This window comes from Mammaliicoccus stepanovicii (assembly GCF_002902525.1).
Taxonomy (GTDB): domain Bacteria; phylum Bacillota; class Bacilli; order Staphylococcales; family Staphylococcaceae; genus Mammaliicoccus; species Mammaliicoccus stepanovicii.
In genome coordinates this window covers 1-356 of the sequence record NZ_PPQZ01000138.1, presented here as the reverse complement: position 1 = coordinate 356, position 356 = coordinate 1, and the positions used below count along the sequence as shown (strand labels likewise).

1 pseudogene is annotated in these 356 nt (G+C 21.3%); it reads right to left on the bottom strand.

The window, feature by feature from the left end:
• Positions 1–281, bottom strand: a pseudogene (locus CD111_RS12715) (CPBP family intramembrane glutamate endopeptidase); the annotation flags it as partial.
• Positions 282–356: the final 75 nt, after the last annotated feature.

Here is a 356-nt window from a genome sequence, read left to right as displayed (position 1 = left end):
AAGTAAATAGTGTCCAATAAGTACATTAGTATATAGCCACCTAATATATATACAAAATGTATGAACTTTAACTTGTTTAAATTAAAAATATTAAAACCAAAATATTTAAGGAAAATAACAATTGTTAAAGTTAAAATTGAGCATATTATAGGATGATTTTCACTTTGAAATAATAAATAAAGTAATGTTAATGAAATTATGATTGCTTTAACTAGAGCTATAAAATAATTTCCCTTTGTTACTGATAAGTCATCTTTAAAAATTGCATTGTTTTTAATCATTTTTGTCCTCCTGATGAATGTTCTTTGTTAGACGATGAATCTAGTAATAAATATTTTAAAACATAATATTAATGA